Below are 19,724 nucleotides of genomic sequence, written 5' to 3'. Positions count from 1 at the left end.
GTTCGTCAATCGCTGACGACGCGCTCGGCCCATTCGGCCTTCTTGCGCTCTGCCCATGCGATACGCTCCTTGAGCTTTCCCTCGAATGGCTCGCCTACAGATATGGGCAGCGCTTTCACCTTGCCGATATCGAGGGCGTAGATCTTGTCGTCGTCGCCCAGATAGGCGCGTGCTGCGACGCCTTCGGAAAGGTCGCCCTCGACCTTTCTGATGCTCGAGGTGTCGACCGACATCAGCCATTCCGAATGGCTGTTCGCGAAGACGAGGTAGGCGAGGGCATCGTCTTCGCCGAGCGGCTTCAAGTACCGAACTGTGCCGCGTCTTTCGCGTCCGCCGGCATAGGCGCGTCGGCGCAGTATGCGCAGACGGGCGTGATAGAATCCCGCATAGACAAGCATGAGACCGAAAAGGACGAAGATCACCGCCATGAAGGTCGGCATGTCCTCGAGGTCGGGGAACAGGCGCAGGCCAGACGCGATCATGGCAATGCCAACGCCGATCGACAGTAATGCCCGCAAAAAACCCGCCCTCCGAAAGTGCTCCGGAGGACGGGTCTAGCAGGCAAAGCCTAATTTTTGTCGATCAGTCTTCCGAAGCGCTGGCCCCGGTCGTGCCCTCGGGCAGAACCGGACGCGTATCGGGCAGCGGCGCATCGCGGTCGCCCGTCTTCAGGTAGGTGTCGAACCAGCGCATCATGCGCAGGTTGTAGTCGTAGCGCGCGGCAGCCTTCTGGTTGCCGTGGCCTTCACCCGGATAGAAGACCATGCGCACGGGCAGGTCGGGCTTGCGGATCTTGATCGAGCGGTAGAGCTCGAGGCTCTGGCCCGGATCGACGCGCGTGTCTTCCTCGCCATGCATGATCAGGAGCGGCGTGTTGGCCTTGTCGACATGGTAGATCGGCGAGACTTCGAGCATCTTCTGCCAGTTGTCCCACGGCCATGCACGGCTGTGGACGTTGTACATCTCGTAGGGGATGTCGCCCGTGCCGAATTTCGAGACCTGGTTCGAAATGCCGACGAACATGACGCCGGCTGCGAATTCGGCGCTGTTGTAGGTCGAGGACCATGCCGTGGCATAGCCGCCGTAGGAGCCGCCGGTCACACCGACGCGGTCTGCATCGGCGATGCCTTCGGCGACGAGTGCGCGCTTGGCGTCGACGAGATCGGTGAACTCGGGATCGGTGTAATTGCCCTGGTGCTGTTTCGAGAACGCCGTGCCGTAGCCGGTCGAGCCGCGATAGTTGGGCAGGAACACCGCATAGCCCTGGCCCGCGGCGACATGGCCCGGCTTCGAATAGGCGGTCTGCCAGCCGTTGCTGTCATGCGCTTCGGGGCCGCCATGCACGTTCATGATCAGCGGGGCGCCGCCACGCGGAGTGCCGCCGACCGGCTCGATCAGGACGCCTTCGACTTCCTGGCCGTCACGGGCGGTGAAGCGGAATGTGCGCTGCTCCCCGAAGTCGATTTCCGACAGCCAAGGATTGTGCATCGTCCAGCGGGTGAAGCCATTGCCGTCGAGCCTGAACAGCTCGTTCGGGTGCTGCGGCGCATTGGCCCGCACCGCGACGGTATCGCCTGCCGTGTCGATGCCGGTGATGATCAGCGCGCCGGGATCGATTTCGCGCGCCAGCGAGCCGTCGCGGTTGTGAATGCGCAGCACGCTCTGCGCGCCGACATGCACGGCTGCGACGAGGCGGCCGTCATCCATGTATTCGACGTCGACCACGGCTTCGGGTTCGCCTGCGCGGTGCGGCGTGATCGTGCCGGTGGCGGTGTCGACGAAGTGGATCGTGGTGGCGGCCGGATCGTTCATGTCGACTGCGGCGATCAGCGCGAGCTGGCTTGCATCGGGCGAAATCTCGACATCGTCGATCTTGCCGGTGGTCTCGATGACCATGCGGACATCGCCGGTTTCCATGTCGAGGATGTTCACCTTCTTGGAGGTGTAGGCATCGTCGATCTGCGTCGACGGCGCGGTCTCGATCACGCCGATGCGGGCATTGTCGGCAATCTGGAACGAGGTCACGTAGCCGGGGACGGTGACTTCCTGCGGCTCTGCATCGACTTCCATGCCGATACGCGCGCGGAACAGGCGGTTGAGCTGCTGCTCTTCCTCGTAGACGACCGAGTTGAAGCCGGCCTTGCGCTCCTTCTCGCGGGCGCTGTCCTCGTCGGGACCGACCAGCAAGTGCATGTGCGTGCCGCTCGGGCTCCATGCGTAGGAGCGAACGCCTGCGCCATCGACCGCGGCGAGCTTGCGATAGGCACCGCCGTCGACGGGGATGCCGTAGACCGCGCGGTCTTCGTCGCCATCGGTCCACAGGAAGCTCATCATGCGGCCGTCGGGCGAGAAGGCGATGCCCGAAATGGACATGTCGTCGGGCAGGAATTCACGAGTGTTACCCGGCGCATAGGCAAGGTTGAGCTGCTGCGTGGTGGTACCGTTCTCCTCGCCATCGGTGATGTCGGGCAGGCTCGCGGTCGTGTAGGCGACGCGGCTGCCGTCGGGCGAGACGGCGATCGCGCCGACGCTCTCCAGCTTGGCGACATCTTCGGGCGTCATCGGGCGCGCCTGTGCCGTGGCGGCGATCGAGACGCCGGCAAGCAGGGTTGCGGCAATGGCGAAAGAACGGGTGGTCATCGGGGTTTCTCTCCTCGGGTAAATCTTGTGGGCGCACTCATAGCGATGTGGTGTCCCTTGGCAAACCGAGGGCTTGGCAGAAGGGTCCCGAGCGGGCATCACCCCTGCCGACACAGGGGAGAGAGACTATGCGCAAACTGATTGCCGGCCTTGCCGCAACTCTGATGGCCAGCGCCGCGCCCGCACTGGCACAGACCACCATCATCCATGCCGACGGAATCGTCACCGATGCCGACAAGCCGGTCCAGGGCCGCGTGACCGTGACCGTGACCGACGGCCGGATCGTGAGCGTGGAAGAAGGTTGGACAGGCACGCCCGACGGCGCGGAAATGATCCATCTCGAAGGCAAGACGCTCGTCCCCGGACTGATCGACCTGCACACCCACCTCTCGGGCGATCCGAGCGGCGAATTCTGGCGTGCGGCGACCACGCCGAGCGAGTGGAATGTGCTGGTCGCGGCGAAGAACGCCCGCATCACCGCGCTCGCAGGCTTCACCACCGTGCGCGATGTCGGCTCGCGCACCGACCAGGTGATGCAGATGCTTGGCCGGGCGACCGCGGAAGGCATGCTTCCCGGACCGCGCGTCGTCACCAGCGCGCGCACCATCGCGATCGTCGGGGGACACGGCGACATCAACGGTTTCCGCCGCGAGGTGAACGATTCCCTCGGCACCTCCTTCGCCTGCACCGGTCCGGTCGAATGCGCGGAAAAAGTCCGCCTTGCCTCGAAATACGGCGCGGACCTCATCAAGATCACCGCCACCGGCGGCGTGCTCAGCCAGCAGGGTCGCGGGCTCGAGGCGCATTTCTCCGATGAGGAGATGCGCTCGATCGTGACCACTGCGGAATCGCTCGGCCTCAAGGTCGCTGCACACGCCCACGGCGCACGCGGGATCGAGGCGGCCGCCCGCGCAGGCGTGCACACGATCGAACACGGCACCTATCTCGACGAGGCCGCGGCCAAGGCCATGCGCGAGAACGGCACCACGCTGGTGCCCACGCTGATGGCCTTCGAAGGCATCAAGGGGAACCTCGGCAAGGGCTTCTACACTCCGGTGGTCGAAGAAAAGATCCGCGCAGTCAGCGAATATGCCAGCACCATCGTCGAACGCGCCCGCCGCTGGGGCGTGAAGGTCGCCTTCGGCACCGATGCGGGCGTATTCCCGCACGGCCAGAATGCGGGCGAGTTCGCGCTGATGCGCAGTAACGGCATGAGCAACCGCGAGGCGCTGGCAAGCGCCACGACGGGCGCCGCCGCAATCATCGGGATGGAGAACGAAATCGGACGGATCGCGCCGGGCTATTCGGCCGACATCATCGCGGTCGAAGGCAATCCGCTGGAAGATGTCACCGTACTCGAGAATGTCGACTGGGTGATGGCGCGCGGACGCGTGATCGAGTGATCCGCCTTTGACGGGACGGGCCTAGCCCTCCTCGGCAAATCTCCGCCAGCTCGCAGGTGCCTGGCGACCCTTGGCTTCCTGCGCCGCGATCGCGCTGCGCATGATGGCCTTCGGGTCGCCGGTTCCGTTGCGATGGTGGGCGAGGGCAAGCGTGGCCAGGCTTCGCGCGTCTTCGGGGTCATGTGCAAGAACATCCTCGAGGCGCCGGATGGCCTTGGTGTCATCGCCTTGCGACAGAGCCAGCGCCACGAGAGAACGCCGCGCCTTTTGCGCTTCGATCGGGGCGAGCTCACCACCGTCGACGAGCGCCAGCAGCGCCTCTTCGCGCAGGCTCGCGTCATCGGCAGCTTCGCCGGCTGCGTAGAGTTTCTCGCTCGCAACATGGCGCTCATGCGCGGAATTGGCCTCCGTGTAGGCCACGTGGCGATAGAATTGCACCGCGCCTTCGAGATCGCCTTCGGCCAGCAGCGCATCGCCTTTGGCAAGAGCGCAGATCACCAGCTTGCTCAGCTTCTCGTCGTCGGACACGCAATCGCGCTTCTGCATCCTGCGCACGGTGGCATGTGGTGACATTCCCGATCCCGGGACCAGGCCCGGCGTGCCGACATTGGTGGCGATGTTGGTTCCGGCGAAGGGAGCGGCGCGCGGGAGCCGCGATCCGACGCTGACGCGGCGCTCGGCCTTGTCGGGGTCGGCGATCACGATGATGGGGGCTTCGGGCTTTTCTTCCTCGCCCTCGGGTTCGCCCGATTGCGCCCACGCTGCAGCGGGAAGTAGCAGGGCCGCGACGGCAGGCAGGGCGATGATCTTCAACGTGTTTTCCCTTGCAATGGGCGCGCAGGATGGCCGCGGCAGGCCCGAAAGGCAAATCGCGGCGCTATCGCCGTTCGTCGAGAGCGGTTGCGCGGCAATCGGTCACGATTTCCAATCTTGCGCGATATCCCTAGAAGCGCGGGCATCACACAGGGGAAACACATATGAAATTCGTCCGCAGCGCGCTTTTCGGCGCATCCGCTCTCGCACTTGGAGCTTGTTCGACCACCGGCAGCGTCGATGCCGGTACGGTCGCCGCGGCAAGCGCCGCAGAGGTCGCGGCCGAAGTCGACGAGCCGAGTGCGCAGGATGCGGCCCACGAGGAACTTTTCGCGCTGTTTGCCGATGCGGACGAGCGCGAACTGAAGCTCAACCCCATCAGCGCGCTGTTCCGCGGCGACATGCGCTATGCCGACCGGATCGGCGACTACCTGACCGACGAATTCAACGAGCTGTCCCGCGAGGATGCCGAGCTCAATCTCGCCAAACTGGCGGAGATCGACCGCAGCGCGCTCTCGCCGACCGATCAGCTCGCCTACGACGTCTTCGCCTATAACCAGCGCCAGACATTGAAGGGGCTCGAGCCGCAGATCCTCGCGGTTACCGACGTTCGCCCGGTCAACCACTTCTCGGGCTTCCACACCTTCTACCCCGGCTTCGCCAGCGGCCAGAGCGCAGCGCCTTTCGCCACGGTCGAAGACTACGACAACAACCTCTCGCGCCATGCGAACTACGTCGAACTGACCGACCGCGCGATCGCGCGTTTCCGCGAAGGCATGGATAGCGGCGTCTTCGAAACGAAGCTGACAATCGGCAATGTGATCACGCAGCTCGATACGCAGCTTGCGCTCGATATCGAGGAATCGCCTTTCTGGATGCCGGTGACGAACTTCCCCGACAGCTTCAGCGAGGCGGAGAAGGAGCGGCTGACCCGCGAATACCGCGCCTCGATCGGCGAGATTTACGGTGCTCACGAGCGGCTGCGCGATTTCCTGCGCGACGATTACTACGAAGTCGCGCGCGAAAGCGTCGGCCTCTCCCAGATGAAGGGCGGCGAGGCGCTCTATCGCCAGCTGATCGAGAACACGACCACGCTGCCGCTCGAGCCCGACTACCTTCACGAGCTGGGCCTGTCCGAAGTCGCGCGCGTCAAGCAGGGGCTTGAGGAGATCAAGGCCGAGGTCGGCTTCGAAGGCACGCTCAACGAATTCTTCGACTACGTGCGCACCGATGCGCAGTTCAAGCCGGAGAGCCGCGAGGCGCTGACGCAGAGCTATTACGATATCGGCCACGCCGTCGACGAGAAGATCGGCGAGTACTTCTCGCTGACGCCCGAGACCCCGCTCGAGATCAAGCCCTACGAGCCCTATCGCGAGCAGTTCTCTGCCGGTGGCTCCTACCAGAGCGGCGCGCCCGACGGTTCGCGCCCGGGCACCTTCTATTTCAACGCCTATGACCTGCCGAGCCGCCTGACGACCGGCAACGTCACGCTCTACCTCCACGAGGGCGCACCGGGGCACCATTTCCAGATCAGCCTGGCACAGGAGAATACCGATCTTCCGGCCTTCATGCGCTTCGGCGGCACCACGGCCTTCGTCGAGGGCTGGGCGCTCTATTCTGAGACGCTGGGCTACGAGATGGGCTTCTTCGAGGATCCGTGGAACCGCTATGGCACGCTGCAGGACGAACAGCTGCGTGCTATGCGCCTTGTGGTCGACACGGGTCTCCACGCCAAGGGCTGGACCCGCGAACAGGCGATCGATTTCATGCTGGAGAATTCCGGCATGACGCGCACCGAAGTGGTGGCCGAGGTCGAACGCTACATCGCCATTCCCAGCCAAGCGCTCGCCTACAAGGTCGGCGCGCTCAAGATCCAGGAACTGCGCAAGCGCGGCGAGGAGCAGCTGGGCGAGGACTTCGACCTCAAGGCCTTCCACACGCAGGTGCTCAACACCGGCGGCCTCCCGCTGCCCGTACTCGAGGCGAAGATCGACCGCTGGATCGCGGCTGGCGGCAAGTAGGTCGCGGCCCTCGAAGGCTGCGAAAATCGGCGCTTCCGCTGTCCCGATCCGGCACAGAGGGGCGCGCGAGCGGCATTTTTCGGGAACTCTCTCAGCGCCTAAGGGATTTTACCCGGCAGGACGGAGGGAATGAGTTCACGGAGATAGCCCATGTCGAGCTTGTCCTTCCATAGCAGTCGCCCCGATCGGTGGGTGAAGCCCAAGGCTTACAGCGATGCGTCGCTTCGCCGTATGACCCATGGGAAGATCCTGCCGATGGAAGAGCCGGGGTTTTTCGCCCGCCTCTTCGGTCGGGGGTAGCTGCAAAGGTTCAGTCGTAAGGACACTACCTGAAAAGTCGGGGCCGGGAGTATCGCTACTCCCGGCCCCTTCCTTTTGCCTCGTGTGGAGGATGGTGGAGGTCAGTACTCCTCCGGTTCCTCCGGCGTTTCGGCAGTGTGGGTCGGTCCGGCATCCTTTTCGCCCCGGGCGAGCTTGAACACCACGCCCGACAGCAGCGCGAGCGCCAGCAGGTTGGGCAGCGCCATCGCCGCGTTCGAGATGTCGCCGAGGCGCCAGACCAGCTCGGAGGGCTGGGCGGCGCCAAGGAAGATCACCACGCACCACAATACGCGCCACGCCATGTGCAGCTTCTTCTCGCCCGCGCGGTTGGAGCCCTTCATGCGGTCGTAGAGGAAGGTGATCGCGCGTTCGCCGTAATAGCTCCATGTCAGAAGCGTGGTGAAGACGAACAGGATCAGTGCGATCGAGGCGATCAGCGTGCCGATCGGGATGCTCGCGATCTCGACCGGGAAGGCCGCCGCAAAGGCGCCGCTGGTCATTTCGAAACCGACGCGGTCCGATTGCCATGCGTGGACCACCGTCTCGGTGCCCGCGGTGAATTCGCCGCGGACGGTGAGGATGACGAGCGCCGTCATGGTGCAGATCACGACCGTGTCGATGAAGGTGCCGAGCATTGCCATGCGGCCCTGCTGTTCGGGATCGTTGGTCTGAGCCACAGCGTGGGCGATGGCGGTCGAACCCTGGCCGGCCTCGTTCGAGAACAGGCCGCGCGCAACGCCCGCGCGGATCGCCATGATGATCGCCGCACCCGTGAAGCCGCCGACCGCGCTCTGCGGGTTGAAGGCACCGTGGAAAATCAGCGCAAAGGTCTCGCCGAGGTCGCCGAAGTTCAGGATCAGCGCGATCACCGCCATCACGATGTAGGCAGCCGCCATGAACGGCACGACGCGCTCCGCGACGTTGCCAATCGACTTGATGCCGCCGATGATGACGATGAAGACGAGGATCGCGACGATCAGCCCGCCGAGCCATTCCTCGATGCCGAACAGTTCGTTGAGGCCGTCGGCCACGGCGTTCGCCTGGATCGAGTTGCCCGTGACCAGCGCCGAGAACAGCGTGCCGAGACAGAAGACGATGGCGAGCCAGGTCCACTTCTTGCCGAGGCCCATCATGATGTAGGTCATCGGACCGCCGCGCAGCACACCGTCGCTGGTGCGCTCGCGATAGCGGATGGCGAGCGAGCCTTCGGCGAAGGCGAGCGCCATGCCGAACAGCGCGGTGATCCACATCCAGAAGATGGCACCCGGACCGCCCAGTGCGATCGCGGTGGCGACACCGGCAAGGTTACCCGTGCCGACCTGTCCCGAAAGAGCGGTCGATAGTGCTGCGAAGGGCGAGATCTCGCCGTCGCCAGCGCTCTTGCGACCGGCGAACAGTCCCTTCATCGCCGATCCGAGCTTGACGATCGGGTAGAACCGCAAGCCGACCATGAACCACAGGCCCACGCCGAGAAGGATGAGTGCTAGCGGCGGGAAGGGAATGACGGCCTCGCCATTCCAGGTTCCGCCCCAGATGAAATCGGATACGTTGGTGACCGGCTCGACGAGCCGTTCGCCCAAGCTTGGTGCTTGGCTTGTTGCCATTACTGAAATTCCCCTCATGCGTCCCGCAGGAAAGCGCCAAGGCTAGCTTTGCCGCGCGCGCTTGGAAAGACGCAATTGTGCCTGTCTCCACCGCTTGCCTTTTGGGGCGCGCCAGCCTACATGCACCGGCGTCTTCCGACATCGATGTAGGATTGAAGCCCCTCCCGGACTTGAACCGGGGCGGCGAAACCCCCATCCCGGAAGGCAGACAGTTTCAACGCGAGAGCATCAGCAAGATCATGGCAGACACGCCCGACAAGACACCCAAGGCCGCGAAGGGCAACAAGACCTCGCCCGCCGAGTTCGTCCGTCAGGTCCAGACCGAAGGCCGCAAGGTCGTCTGGCCGACGCGGGAAGAGACCATCCGTATCTCGATCTTCGTCTTCATCATGATGACGATCCTCTCGCTCTTCTTCCTCGGCGTCGATTCGCTGTTCGGCGCCGTGGTGCGCTGGCTGATGACGCTGGCCTGATCCGTCTACGAGGGTAACAAGAACATTATGGCACGCTGGTACATCATCCACGCCTATTCCGGCTTCGAGAACAAGGTCCGCGATTCGATCATCGCCGAGGCCGAGCGTCTGGGCCTTTCCGAAGGCGTCGAAGAGGTTCAGGTCCCCACCGAGACCGTGACCGAGGTAAAGCGCGGCAAGAAGGTCCAGGTCGAGCGCAAGTTCATGCCTGGCTACGTCCTCGCCAAGCTCAACATGACCGACGACGTCTACCACCTCGTGAAGAACACGCCCAAGGTGACCGGCTTCCTCGGCAACAACAACAAGCCGCAGGCGATTTCCGAGAAGGAAGCCGCACGCTACTTCGGCGGTGTGGAAGAAGCCAAGTCGGCTCCCAAGAAGCAGATCAACGTCGACTACGAGATCGGCGACCAGGTCAAGGTGCTCGACGGCCCCTTCGCCAGCTTCAACGGCCTCGTCGAGGAACTCGATTTCGACAAGCAGAAGGTCAAGGTCTCGGTCTCGATCTTCGGCCGCGCAACGCCGGTCGAGCTGGAATTCGAACAGGTCGAACTGGTCAAGTAAGACCGGCTCCAACGCCAAATTCGAAAGAGGCGTCCTTCACTGCGAAGGGCGCCTCTTTCCGTATCTGGAAACCGTCTCAGCTAAGTCCGAAGTTCTCGTCCACCAGGCGCGTCGCCATCTTGCCTGCCTCGCGGTCCTCGGGATCTGCCAGGACAGAGGAAGCTGGTGCCTCGAGACGGTAGGTCAGCTTTCCATCGTCGATCCTGCGTGTGGCCGTACCGCCGAGCATCTGCGGGACGATGCGGGTCAGCAGCTTGGTGCCGAAACCGCCTGCATCGCTTTCCCAGCCCTCCCGTTCAGCCTCGCTCAGCGTCTCTTCCCACTGGAGAACGAAGCGCTGGTCGGCATCGCGGCCCGACACTTCCCACGAAAGCGAGATCGCGCCCTCGCCGGACTGCGATAGCCCGTATTTCTGGGCGTTGGTCGCAAGCTCGTGAACCGCGAGACTGATCTGCTGCGCTGCGTCGGGGGCGATTTCAAGCGAGCCCGACTTGATCTCGACCGCATCGGGATGCGCCATGAGCAGCGGTTCGAGCTGCTCGCGCACGACGGCGACGAGATCGCCCGAATACTGGTCGGTGCCGCGCATCACCGTGGATGTTGCAAGGGCGAGCGAACGGATCCGCCCCGTCAGCGTGTCGATGAATTCGTCAGTGTTGGAATGTCCCCGCGCGGTCTGCTTCGTGAGCGATGAGACGACCGAGAGCAGGTTGGCGCTGCGGTGGACCGCCTCGCGTGCCTGGACCGACAGCTTGGCATTCGCCTCGCGCAGTTCGGCCGTCCGGTTGGCCACGGTCGCCTCGAGCGTAGCGAGCGTCTTCTCGTGTGCCGCGATCTCGTCGCGCAGCTTGTCGTTGGTCTCCCTGAGCTCGGCAGGCGAGGGGAATGCGATGAGCGTCGGGATCAGCCGGAACAGGGTAATGGCGGTAATGGCGGAGACCACGCCCGTCGCCAGTTTGACCAGTCCGACATAGGGATAGATCGGGTACCACAGCGTCACGATCGAGAGCAGGTGGGTAAGACCGCACAGGAGGATGAAGGAAGCGAACAGCACCACAAGCCCGGCATGCGGGATGTCCTTGCGCTGGCGCAGGACCGTAAGCAGCGCGATGGGGATTGCCGAATAGCTCAGGAAGATCAGCATGTCCGAGCCCGCCCAAAGCAAGAGCAGCCAAGGCTGCCAAAGCAGGCACATGCCGTGCGGCATATATTGCCAGACGTCGGTAAAACTATCCATGAACCCCTCCCACCTGCGCCGTTCGCCGCGCAGCTGGACGAACAACGCGGGAGGGCGGAAAAGGTTTCGCCAAATCGGGGGTTTAGGGAATTGTCCCTAGGTGCCGCTGATCAGGTCGGCACGATGCCCAGCTTGCCGGCATAGGACAGGCTCATCATGATTACGTCGACCGCAACGTGCGCGATGATGCAGGCCCACAGGTTCCCGCCGCAGCGATAGCGCAGCCAGCCGAAACCGATGCCCACGACGCCGGTGATGATCACGCCGCCAAGCCCCTGGTAGAGGTGCGGCAGGCCGAAGAATGCCGCCTGGATCAGGATGATCAGCCACATGCTGCCGCGAAGGCCGCCAAGCCGCGAGAGGCGGTCCATCAGGAAGCCGCGCCAGAGCAGCTCCTCGCCGAACCCCGCAGCGAAAACCGCGACAAGCAGGATCCACAGGACGAAGTGGAACGGGCTTTCGGTCACCCAGCCTAGCACTTCGCCGACGTCGGGCGTTTCCAGCCCCAGGGCCGAAAGCAGCATGCTGCCGACCGTGAACCAGATGATGATCGCGATTGTTGCACCCGCCGCAATCAGCAGCGTGCGTGTCCAGCTCGCAGGGGCCTTCAGGTTCCAGGCTTCGCCCAGCGCCCCGTCCTTGCGCAACCACATCCACGCGACGAGCAGTGCGGCCGCCATGCCCAGCGCGGTCGATACGGCTGCACCTGTCGAGCTAATCGTGAAGACGCCCTGTTCGTTGGTGTAGCCCCACATCAGGACCGGCGGGAATTGCGCGGCGAAATAGACGAAGGCGATGGAGACGAACTGGAGAACGAAGCGCCCCCAGCCGAGCGGCTTGGCGTCGCTGATCTCTAACGGCTTTTCGCCCGTTTCCTGCGTCACTGCATTGTCGGTCACGCTGCGCTCCTCGTCCCTTGCGCATAGAAAAAGGGCGGCGCCCCCACGAAGCACCGCCCTAACATGGCTTTTTCAGGCGATCACGCAGCCTTGGTGCGTTTTCCGCCCTTCTTTGCCGGTGCCTTCTTGGCAGGCGCCTTCTTCGCGCTGTCGCTGTCACGCAGCGCGGCGAGTTCTTCCTCGACCTTCCGCTCGCGGCGCATTTCCTCGATCTCGCGCTCGACACCCGCATTGCCGCGGCAGATTACGCTGTCCTCGGTCGCGAATTCGGTGCGCTTCTCGAGATTCTCGATGTGGTCCATGCGGCGCTCGGTGCGGCTGGCATAGCCCGAGCCTCCGCCCGACTTGCCGCTCGCATTGCCGTCGGCCGCCATCTGGTCCGACAGGCGCTGTTTCACGTCCTCGCGCTTGTCTTCGAGCTCGGAAACCGCGGCTTCCATTTCCGCCATGTCGGCAGACAGCTTCTCGATATCCTGCTTCAAGCGTTCGATACCGGCGCGGCAGTCCTCGCGGGCGAGCAGCGCCTGGCGGGCGAGGTCTTCGCGCTTGTTGTCCATCGCGATCTTCGCCTTGTCTCCCCAGTCGGCTTCGCGCAGCTCTGCCTGCGTCAGTTCGGCCTCGAGCCGATCCTTCTGGCGGCGTGCCTTCGACATCTCGCCGGTGAGGCCGATCAGCGCCTCTTCGATTTCGCGCTGGAGGCGGCCGAGCATCTTCGCCGGGTTCGATGCCCCGTCCAATGCGCTCGTCACATTGCTGGAAATGAGTTCTTTCACCTGGATGGCGATACGAAACATGTTTGCGTCCCCCTGTTGCGGTCGAATACTTCCCTAATGACAATGTATTAAGGCTTTGAGACCGGAAAGATAGGGCCGTTTTAACCATCAGATGCGGTAAAGGCGGATTTTCCTACTCGCGATGACTTTCGTATCGGGTGGGAATGACTTTCGTCGCAGTTCCCTCCCCTCGCTCCCGCGTGCAAGGGGTGGACAGTTTTCCCTTCAGGACCGTGTTCCATGCGTTTCATCCTGAAGGGACTGCCCGAAGCGTCTTCCAACCTGCGTCCAACAGGGCGCTGCAAGGCTTGCATTTGCGCGCAGAATCGCTATGTGCGCGCCTTCCCAAGCGACAGTTCGGGATTCCACGCGGGAGGCCAGCCGCAAGCAGGCCGCTCGACCGCTCAACATGAGGCTGCATCGAAAGAGACAGCCGACAGTGTGAAAGGAGGCCAGTAATGGCCAAGAAGATCGAAGGCTATATCAAGCTGCAGGTGCCCGCGGGCACTGCAAACCCGTCGCCCCCCATCGGCCCGGCTCTGGGTCAGCGCGGCGTCAACATCATGGAATTCTGCAAGGCGTTCAACGCTGCCACGCAGGACCTCGAAAAGAACGCTCCGATCCCGACCACCATCACGGTGTACGCGGACCGTTCGTTCAGCTTCACCACCAAGTCGCCGCCGGCTTCGTTCTACCTGAAGAAGGCCGCCAAGCTTAAGTCGGGCTCGAGCGAGCCGGGCAAGGTTTCGGCCGGCACCATCAAGAAGAGCGCCGTCAAGGAAATCGCAGAGGCCAAGATGAAGGACCTCAACGCGAACGATATCGACCAGGCAATGAAGATCATCGAAGGCTCCGCGCGTTCGATGGGCCTCGAAGTGGTGGAGGGCTAAGACCATGGCCAAGCAGACCAAGAAGCAGCAGGTTACCGCCAAGCTGGACCGCGAAAAGCTCTACACCGTGGACGAAGCTATCGCCACGCTGCGCGAGCACAAGGCGAAGTTCGACGAGACCGTCGAAGTCGCGATGAACCTCGGCGTCGATCCGCGCCACGCAGACCAGATGGTCCGCGGCATGGTTTCGCTTCCGGGCGGCACCGGCAAGGACGTCAAGGTTGCCGTCTTCGCTCGTGGCGACAACGCCGATAAGGCCACTGCAGCAGGTGCCGACAAGGTCGGTGCCGAAGATCTCATGGAAGACATGCAGAACGGCAACCTCGACTACGACCGCGTGATCGCGACCCCCGACATGATGGGTGTCGTCGGCCGTCTCGGTAAGGTGCTCGGTCCCAAGGGCCTGATGCCGAACCCGAAGCTCGGCACCGTCACGCCGAACGTGGAACAGGCCGTGAAGGACGCCAAGGGCGGCCAGGTCGAATTCCGCGTCGAGAAGCAGGGCATCATCCACTCGGGCATCGGCAAGCTGTCGTTCAAGGATGAAGACCTCAAGGCGAACTTCGAAGCGCTGACCGGCGCGATCGTCAAGGCGAAGCCCTCGGGCGCCAAGGGCAAGTACGTCCGCAAGGTCACGCTGACCTCGTCGATGGGCCCGGGCCTCAAGGTCGACCTCGGCGAGGTGGAGGGAGCATAAAGCTCTTTCCTACTGCGTCAGCAGGAGACTATCGCCGCGCTCATGCAGCGAAGCGGTAGCGCAACAGAAACGGGCCGGGGGGAAACCTCCGGCCCTTTCTCATTGTGGTGACGGCTCGGCCTTCAATTGCCGCGAATAGAACCAGCCGATCCCGATCAGGCTCGCACCCAGGGCCACGAAGCTGGCGACACGGATCAGGCCTTCGAGACCGGCGGTATCGAAGATGAAGACCTTGATCACGGTCGCGGTCATCAGCACGAGCGAGCCGACCCGCCAGGTGCGCTCGCCGAGCCGGCTGCCGATCAGCAGGAAGGCGATCGCCATCACGATGCCGACCAGCGAGCGCAGCAAATCCTCGGACTGGCTCATGGGCAGCTCCGGCAGGATCGATCCGGCAAAGACCTGCCTCAGGAGCGTGATCGCTGTCAGCGTGGCGAGCGCCATGGCGAAGCCGTCGATGGCAATGCGGTAATCGGGCAACCAGCGCCTCAGCGAGAGCAGGGCGGCGATACCGACGGCTCCGGACAGCAGGGCGAGGTTCGCAAGCGGGGCAGGGCCGACAGCCTGTATGTCGAACAGCGGGTTGTGCAGCAGCAGGCCGAACCAGAAGAGGTGAAGCACTGCGAGACCCGCCAGCCCCGCCGCGGCGATGCGGTTGCCTTCACGACCGGCGATGCCCTTGGCGAAGGCCCATGCGGCGGACAGCAGCAGCGCCTGCCAGAAAGTGCGCTCGGCAAGGCCGAGGTCGCGGAAGTCGGTCATGCTGTCGATCGCGAAAAGCTGCTTGAAGACCACGTGCAGCACGACCAGCCCGATCGGCAATGCGGCAGGCCAGAACATGAGCCTGCGCTCGCCGGGCACCGATAGCTCCATCATCACCGCTCCCAGCGCCAGAGGCAGGAGGAAACCGAAGGTTTCGCGCAGGCTTGGCAAGTCGGACAGCATCATCGGGCTGCCCGCCAGGGCCTCTCCGCCGCCTTGTAGCCACACGCCCAGCGGTGTGAGTGCCCAAAGGGCGATGCAGATTGTCAGCGCGAGCATCGCCATCTGCCGCTCCGGAAGGCGCAGGCGAAGCGCGACGATCCCAAGTGCGGCGACCCAGACGAGTGCGATCGGGGGCAGGAGCTGGGCAAGCGTCGCGAAGCCGAGCAGGCCGGCAACGAATTCGGCGCCGCGCCGCGTATTGCTGCGAGCAGCGACGAGCGTCAGTGCTGCAAACGGCGCCAATCCGGCCAGCCAGCGTAGGGCGGCGAGGAAGTCCGGTGTGCCGTCACCGGTGAAGAGGCGTTCGACCTCTGCAAATCCGCCATCGCTCGGCACCAGGGTGAGAGCGACAAGAACGGAGGCAATCACGGCCAGCGCGCTGAAGGCCCGGCCCTTGTCCATGCGATTTCGCATGACCGCGATCAGTGCGAGGGCGATCGCCGATGCTGCCAAGGGCGTCGCCCAGTCGGGCAGCAGGCATAGGGCTGCAAAGAAGGTCAGCGCGGCGCCGGAGGCGAGCGCGGCCACGGTCTCGAGGGGCCGGTCCTCTTTCCAGAGGAGGCGCGCGGAGTAGAGAGGGAAGGCGGCCAGTACGAGGCAGGCGAGTGCCTCGGTAAAGCGGACCGCATCGAAATCGAGGCTTCCGAACTGGGCGAGGGTCACGATGCCGACAGCGAGCGGTATCCCGGCAGCCATGGCAGGATCGACGAGGCTCGAGCGGTCCTTCCCGAGATGGTAGAGTGGAACGCTTGCGAAGAGCACGGTCAATGCGGCTGCGACTAGTCCGAACTCTAAGGCGCCGAAATCGGGCCAGAGCGCGAGCAGGACCACGGCTATGATGCCCGCCATGACGTTGGCGACGCGCATTTCGGGCCGGTTCCATGCGAAATACGCGAGGGCTGCGCCGAGCAGGATATAAAGGCCCCAGGACAGCGGTTGGAAACCGGCGGACTGGACGAGAATGGCGAGCTGGATACTCGCTACGCCTGCCGAGATGAGGCGGGCCGGATTCTCGTAAAGCTTGGAGACCAGCATGGTCGGCAGGATCGCGCCGAGGACGAGCGCATAGAGGCCGATGGCGGCCACGTCCGCCATGCCGAGGTCGCCCTCCATCAGCAGCAGGAAGCCCCAGCCAAGGCCGCCGACCAGCGCTGCAAGGCCCAGCCAGGGCCGACCCTGCCTATTGCCCGTCTGCGTCAGGCCGCCGGTTACCAGCGCAAGGTAGAGCGCGAGCACGGGCAGGTTCGCATCCTCGCCGCCGACCAGCAGCGGTGCCATGAAGCCGCCGATCAGCCCGAGGATCGCGCTGGGCAATCCGAAGCGGAAAGAAACGAAGATCGCCAGCGCGGTGACCGACGCGAGGCCGAGGAAGGCGAAGGTCTGGCCGATAAGGCCATATTGCGTGCCCGCAAGGTAGAAGCCGGCGTAAATCGTCGCGAGGCCAGCACCGGAGAGTGCCTGACGGACACGATCGTCGCCGACCCGGTCCTCGAAACGGTAGGCCGCTTCGGCGAAACCGAGCAGGCCGACCCCGAAGAGGAAGGCGAGGATGACTCTGACCGAAGGGATAAGCCACCCTTCTTGGATCGAATAGCGAACCGCCAACACGCCCCCTACGGCCAGCGTGATCCCGCCCGCCCAGATCGGAAGCCGGTGTCCGAAAATTTCCTCAAAATCGAACGGTTGCGCCGGCGGATCTTCCGCAGTCTCGAGCTCTTCGGCAACCGCAGCAGCCTCCGAGGGTGGTGCGACGTCCTCAAGTCCCGCGCTGACAGCTTCGCTTTCCGGCGCGTCGAGCGCACTCACGAGACGAACGCTTGGTTCTTCCGTCTCGACAGGTTCGGCGCTCTCGGCCTGCTCTTCGCTCTGTCCGGTCTCTACTTCCGTATCGGATCGCCTCGGCGACGACAGCGCGAGGAGGCGCGCGGTCATGTCCATATGGCTGCTCTCGAGATCCTCGAGCCGCTGCTCGGCCAGCTTCAGGCGCTGGTAGAGCGCGGCGCAGGCGAACATGAGCCCGAGAGTGAGCAACCACAGCATGGTGCGGGAAGGCTAGCCGCGCCGCCGCCCAACGCAAGCGGAGGTCAAATTCCCCCGTGGGTAAATTCGAAGCCTTCCTTCGTGAGGCCGTCGCAAAGATCCTTCATGCAGGCATCGAGATCGGCCCGGTCGGTCGAGCGTACGACGAAATTCGACCCCACCTTGCCTTCGCGGAAGAAGGGATAGCTGCCAATCTGGCAGTTCTCGTGTGCCTGTTCGACTTCGCGCAGCATGGTCGAGACCTCGCTTTCGGGAATGAAGCCGCCGACAGTTTCCGAAATTAGTGGTGCACCGCCTTCCAGCGAGCCGGTGAGCGCGTCGAGCATTCCGGCTGTAATATGCGGGACACCCGCCATCAGGTGGATATTGCCGATGCGGATGCCGGGCGCACCTGACATGCGATTGGGAATGAGCTCTGCGCCATCGGGCACGCGCGCCATGCGCAGTCGGCCCTCGTTCAGTCCGCCCTTGTCGGCATAGTAGCGTTCGAGCGTGGCGCGTGCCTGCGGGTGGATGATGACATCGACTCCCAGCGCCTCGGCCACGGCATCGACGGTAATGTCGTCATGCGTCGGGCCGATCCCGCCGGTGGTGAAGAGATAGTCGTTCGCTTCGCGCAGTGCGTTCACCGCTTCGACGATGCGCTCGATCACATCGGGGACGACGCGAACCTCGGCAAGGCGGATGCCTTGCACCTGCAGCCAGCTGGCGACTTGCGCGATATTCTTGTCGTGAGTGCGGCCGGAGAGGATCTCGTCGCCGATCACGACGAGCCCTGCGGTAAAGATGCGATCGGTCATGGGAGGCTTGGTAGTGCGGCTGGCAGCGGAAAGCTACTCTGCTGCTTCGAGTTCCTCGTCGGCTCCGCGCGCATTGGCTCCCTTGCGACGCAGGGCAAGGATGCCATCGTCCACCGGATCGGTCTTCATGCGCTTGCGATCGAGCACGTATTCCTGGTTGAGCCGCCAGGGATACTCGATCGCGTTCTTCGGCATGATGTGCTTGGCCCGCTGGATGTAGCCCGACGAGAAATCGAAGATATCGTCTTCCTCGAGCCCGTGGTTCTCGGGAAGCACGGGGACGGCAATGTCCGTCCCGGTCTCGCGCATCTCGTTGAGAACGCGGCAGACATAGTCGGAATTGATATCCGCGCGCAGGGTCCAGCTGGCATTGAGATAACCGAACACCACCGCAAGGTTGGGCAGGTTCGAGAACATGCAGCCCTTGTAGTAGAAGCGCTGCGCCAGATCGACCGGTTGGCCTTCCTGCGTAAGCTGGATCTTGCCGGCCACCGCCAGCTTGAGGCCGGTCGCGGTAACGACGATATCGGCGGGCAGGAAGGTGTCGTCCGCAAGCCGCACGCCGCCCTTCTCGAATGCTTTGATATGGCCGGTGACGACATCGGCCTTGCCGCTTTTCAGCGCTTCGAACAGGTCGTCGTCGGGCACAAGACAGAGCCGCTGGTCCCACGGATCGTAAGGCGGGGTGAAGGGCGTTAGATCGTAGTCCTTGCCCATGATCTTGGTGATCTTCTTGTGCAGGAACTGCTTCACCTTTTCCGGCTTGGTGCGCGCACGCTTGAAGCCGATGTCCTGCAGGCGAATGTTCTTGAAGCGCGTGATCCGGTAGGCGAGCTTCTCGGGCAGGATCTTGCGCAGGAAATTGGCAACGCCATCCTTTGCCGGGCGCGAGAACATCCATGTCGGCGTGCGCTGGAGCATGGTGACCTTGCCGGCCTTGTCGGCCATCGACGGAACGATAGTCACTGCGGTCGCACCGGAGCCGATCACGACCACGTTCTTGCCGGCGTAGTCGAGATCCTTGGGCCAGAATTGCGGGTGGATGACCTGACCGTCGAACTCGCCGAACTCGAAGCCTGGGTCATAAGGCTCGTCGTAGTCGTAATAGCCAGAGCCGAGATAGAGCCAGTTTGCGGTAAGCATCTTGCGCTCGCCGTCGTCGGTTTCGAGCGTCACGTGCCAGCGTGCGTCGGCCTCGCGCCAGTCCGCCGATAACACCTTGTGGCCGAAACGGATGTGACGGCGGATGTCGCGTTCGTCGACGATCTGGTCGAGGTATTCGAGAATCGCCGGACCGTCGGCGATGGATTTTTCGTGCTTCCACGGTTCGAAATCGAAACCAAGGGTATGCATGTCGCTGTCAGAGCGGATGCCGGGATAGCGGAACAAGTCCCAGGTCCCGCCGAGGTTTTCGCGGCGCTCGACGATGGCGAATGTGTGCTGCGGCGCCTTCTCTCTCATATGCGCTGCCATGCCGATGCCGGATATGCCGGCACCCACGATCAGCACGTCGAAATCGGTGGCGCGGTTGCTTGTCGGTCTCTCTCCCATCCGCACAGACTAAC

General features: G+C 63.7%; 16 protein-coding genes. 6 read left to right on the top strand and 10 right to left on the bottom strand.

What is annotated here, in order from left to right; translation table 11 throughout:
• Positions 1-5 precede the first annotated feature (5 nt).
• Together K3163_RS11750 and K3163_RS11745 are read right to left on the bottom strand one after the other, a co-directional pair.
• Entirely contained in the window at positions 6-482 is a 477-nt protein-coding gene (locus K3163_RS11750; protein ID WP_221554334.1) for a hypothetical protein, read from the bottom strand.
• A gap of 100 nt (positions 483-582) precedes the next feature.
• Entirely contained in the window at positions 583-2,640 is a 2,058-nt protein-coding gene (locus K3163_RS11745; RefSeq protein WP_221427729.1) for an alpha/beta hydrolase family protein, read from the bottom strand.
• Between the two features lie 128 nt (positions 2,641-2,768).
• Here K3163_RS11745 and K3163_RS11740 point away from each other — a divergent pair, with 128 nt between their 5' ends.
• Positions 2,769-4,043 (top strand): metal-dependent hydrolase family protein, encoded by a 1,275-nt coding sequence (locus K3163_RS11740; protein WP_221554333.1) that lies wholly within the window; start codon positions 2,769-2,771, stop codon positions 4,041-4,043.
• A 21-nt stretch (positions 4,044-4,064) separates the two neighbouring features.
• Here the strand turns inward: K3163_RS11740 and K3163_RS11735 are convergent, their stop codons facing one another.
• Positions 4,065-4,856 (bottom strand): tetratricopeptide repeat protein, encoded by a 792-nt coding sequence (locus tag K3163_RS11735; protein WP_221554332.1) that lies wholly within the window; start codon positions 4,854-4,856, stop codon positions 4,065-4,067.
• 164 nt (positions 4,857-5,020) lie between these two features.
• Here K3163_RS11735 and K3163_RS11730 point away from each other — a divergent pair, with 164 nt between their 5' ends.
• Complete coding sequence (locus K3163_RS11730) at positions 5,021-6,877, top strand: DUF885 domain-containing protein (RefSeq protein ID WP_221554331.1); 1,857 nt, start codon at positions 5,021-5,023, stop codon at positions 6,875-6,877.
• Between the two features lie 401 nt (positions 6,878-7,278).
• On the opposite strand, the gene K3163_RS11725 is transcribed toward K3163_RS11730, so the two are convergent.
• Positions 7,279-8,802 (bottom strand): alanine/glycine:cation symporter family protein, encoded by a 1,524-nt coding sequence (locus K3163_RS11725; RefSeq protein WP_221554330.1) that lies wholly within the window; start codon positions 8,800-8,802, stop codon positions 7,279-7,281.
• Between the two features lie 239 nt (positions 8,803-9,041).
• Here K3163_RS11725 and secE point away from each other — a divergent pair, with 239 nt between their 5' ends.
• Together secE and nusG are read left to right on the top strand one after the other, a co-directional pair.
• A complete protein-coding gene (gene secE, locus K3163_RS11720) occupies positions 9,042-9,275 on the top strand; it encodes a preprotein translocase subunit SecE (RefSeq protein ID WP_221427734.1) in 234 nt (77 codons plus the stop codon).
• Positions 9,276-9,302: 27 nt separating this feature from the next.
• Entirely contained in the window at positions 9,303-9,839 is a 537-nt protein-coding gene (gene nusG / locus K3163_RS11715) for a transcription termination/antitermination protein NusG (RefSeq protein WP_221427735.1), read from the top strand.
• 76 nt (positions 9,840-9,915) lie between these two features.
• On the opposite strand, the gene K3163_RS11710 is transcribed toward nusG, so the two are convergent.
• The 3 genes from K3163_RS11710 to K3163_RS11700 all read right to left on the bottom strand — a co-directional run bounded on the left by K3163_RS11710 (position 9,916) and on the right by K3163_RS11700 (position 12,769).
• Positions 9,916-11,076: a sensor histidine kinase gene (locus K3163_RS11710; protein WP_221554329.1), complete on the bottom strand. Its 1,161-nt coding sequence runs from the start codon at positions 11,074-11,076 to the stop codon at positions 9,916-9,918.
• A gap of 110 nt (positions 11,077-11,186) precedes the next feature.
• Entirely contained in the window at positions 11,187-11,975 is a 789-nt protein-coding gene (locus K3163_RS13720) for a CPBP family intramembrane glutamic endopeptidase (protein ID WP_345719731.1), read from the bottom strand.
• An 80-nt stretch (positions 11,976-12,055) separates the two neighbouring features.
• Positions 12,056-12,769: a PspA/IM30 family protein gene (locus tag K3163_RS11700; protein ID WP_221554328.1), complete on the bottom strand. Its 714-nt coding sequence runs from the start codon at positions 12,767-12,769 to the stop codon at positions 12,056-12,058.
• A gap of 437 nt (positions 12,770-13,206) precedes the next feature.
• Between K3163_RS11700 and rplK the strand changes: the two genes are divergently transcribed.
• Complete coding sequence (rplK, locus tag K3163_RS11695) at positions 13,207-13,638, top strand: 50S ribosomal protein L11 (protein WP_221554327.1); 432 nt, start codon at positions 13,207-13,209, stop codon at positions 13,636-13,638.
• A 4-nt stretch (positions 13,639-13,642) separates the two neighbouring features.
• Positions 13,643-14,335, top strand: coding sequence for a 50S ribosomal protein L1 (rplA, locus tag K3163_RS11690; protein ID WP_221427739.1), 693 nt, complete (start codon positions 13,643-13,645; stop codon positions 14,333-14,335).
• Positions 14,336-14,434: 99 nt separating this feature from the next.
• Here rplA and K3163_RS11685 read toward each other — a convergent pair whose 3' ends face one another.
• The 3 genes from K3163_RS11685 to K3163_RS11675 are packed head-to-tail and all read right to left on the bottom strand — an operon-like array spanning position 14,435 to position 19,710.
• Positions 14,435-17,359: a DUF2339 domain-containing protein gene (locus K3163_RS11685; protein WP_221554326.1), complete on the bottom strand. Its 2,925-nt coding sequence runs from the start codon at positions 17,357-17,359 to the stop codon at positions 14,435-14,437.
• Positions 17,360-17,403: 44 nt separating this feature from the next.
• Complete coding sequence (locus K3163_RS11680; RefSeq protein ID WP_221554325.1) at positions 17,404-18,159, bottom strand: competence/damage-inducible protein A; 756 nt, start codon at positions 18,157-18,159, stop codon at positions 17,404-17,406.
• A gap of 33 nt (positions 18,160-18,192) precedes the next feature.
• A complete protein-coding gene (locus tag K3163_RS11675) occupies positions 18,193-19,710 on the bottom strand; it encodes a flavin-containing monooxygenase (protein ID WP_221554324.1) in 1,518 nt (505 codons plus the stop codon).
• Between the last annotated feature and the right edge of the window lie 14 nt (positions 19,711-19,724).

It is taken from the genome of Qipengyuania xiapuensis (genome assembly GCF_019711395.1).
GTDB classification, from domain to species: Bacteria; Pseudomonadota; Alphaproteobacteria; order Sphingomonadales; family Sphingomonadaceae; genus Qipengyuania; species Qipengyuania xiapuensis.
The sequence above is the reverse complement of the archived record's forward strand: the minus strand, read 5'-3'. Positions and strand labels throughout refer to the sequence as shown.

Coding starts and splice junctions, on each gene's coding strand:
- nusG (WP_221427735.1), top strand. CDS start 9,303: ATGGCACGCTGGTACATCATCCACGCCTATTCCGGCTTCGAGAACAAG.
- secE (WP_221427734.1), top strand. CDS start 9,042: ATGGCAGACACGCCCGACAAGACACCCAAGGCCGCGAAGGGCAACAAG.
- K3163_RS11745 (WP_221427729.1), bottom strand. CDS start 2,640: ATGACCACCCGTTCTTTCGCCATTGCCGCAACCCTGCTTGCCGGCGTC.
- K3163_RS11740 (WP_221554333.1), top strand. CDS start 2,769: ATGCGCAAACTGATTGCCGGCCTTGCCGCAACTCTGATGGCCAGCGCC.
- K3163_RS11725 (WP_221554330.1), bottom strand. CDS start 8,802: ATGGCAACAAGCCAAGCACCAAGCTTGGGCGAACGGCTCGTCGAGCCG.
- K3163_RS11710 (WP_221554329.1), bottom strand. CDS start 11,076: ATGGATAGTTTTACCGACGTCTGGCAATATATGCCGCACGGCATGTGC.
- rplA (WP_221427739.1), top strand. CDS start 13,643: ATGGCCAAGCAGACCAAGAAGCAGCAGGTTACCGCCAAGCTGGACCGC.
- K3163_RS11750 (WP_221554334.1), bottom strand. CDS start 482: ATGATCGCGTCTGGCCTGCGCCTGTTCCCCGACCTCGAGGACATGCCG.
- K3163_RS11685 (WP_221554326.1), bottom strand. CDS start 17,359: ATGCTGTGGTTGCTCACTCTCGGGCTCATGTTCGCCTGCGCCGCGCTC.
- K3163_RS11700 (WP_221554328.1), bottom strand. CDS start 12,769: ATGTTTCGTATCGCCATCCAGGTGAAAGAACTCATTTCCAGCAATGTG.
- K3163_RS11730 (WP_221554331.1), top strand. CDS start 5,021: ATGAAATTCGTCCGCAGCGCGCTTTTCGGCGCATCCGCTCTCGCACTT.
- K3163_RS11675 (WP_221554324.1), bottom strand. CDS start 19,710: ATGGGAGAGAGACCGACAAGCAACCGCGCCACCGATTTCGACGTGCTG.
- K3163_RS11680 (WP_221554325.1), bottom strand. CDS start 18,159: ATGACCGATCGCATCTTTACCGCAGGGCTCGTCGTGATCGGCGACGAG.
- rplK (WP_221554327.1), top strand. CDS start 13,207: ATGGCCAAGAAGATCGAAGGCTATATCAAGCTGCAGGTGCCCGCGGGC.